This is a genomic window from Helicobacter sp. MIT 00-7814, assembly GCF_003364115.1.
Taxonomy (GTDB): domain Bacteria; phylum Campylobacterota; class Campylobacteria; order Campylobacterales; family Helicobacteraceae; genus Helicobacter_F.
In genome coordinates, this window is record NZ_NXLL01000071.1 from 1 (window position 1) to 732 (window position 732).

The 732-nt window shown below is 40.4% G+C and carries 1 pseudogene; it reads left to right on the top strand.

Going from position 1 to position 732, the window contains the following annotated elements:
- Window positions 1-732 (top strand): annotated as a pseudogene (locus CQA49_RS10215) (hypothetical protein); the annotation flags it as partial.

Sequence of the window (732 nt, forward strand, 5' to 3'; positions counted from 1 at the left end):
GAGCCTAAGGGAGAAGCACCAGAAAATGAACTATTAGGAAAATCCGAAAAGTTAGAACAACCATTGCAAGAAGCGCCAGCACCTAAAGAAAGCCCAACAACGCCACGCGAACAAATAGAACCCATAAAAGAATTTGGCACAAATTACGCGGAGTTTTACCATAAGCCCATAGAAGCCTTTAAAAAACTGCAAGAAACACAAAGCGGGCAAGTAGTAGGCGCGTATGAGCGTAAAGATTTGGGCGATATAGATTTAGTTTGGGGAGAATACAACAAAGAAACGCAAAAAGGCTTTGGGCTAAGTAAGATTCTAGCAAAGCACCCTGAAATCACACCCGAGCTATTAGATGAAATTGTAAGCAATGGGAAATTAGTAAGCGAAAATAACATAAATACGATTATTTATGAAGCAGATAAAACTTATCGCGTGGGATTGTCTAAAGGTTGGGACGGCAAGGGAAATAACGAGTGGATAATCACAGCTTATGAAGTAGAAAAGTCGCAAGGCTCAGATTTCCTACCAAGTAGCCAAGTTACCAAGAGTGATGGGACTAATCTACACTCAAACGACTTCAGCGACAATTCTACCACAAACAAAAATTTAATACAAGATAATCCGCCACGCAATAGCAATGAAAACAACTTTAACCCCCTTATTTCACAAATAAACGCGCATTTAGGCAGTGGATTATTTGGTGGAAGTATCGCAGGGCTAGAACAAGATGACTTTGGC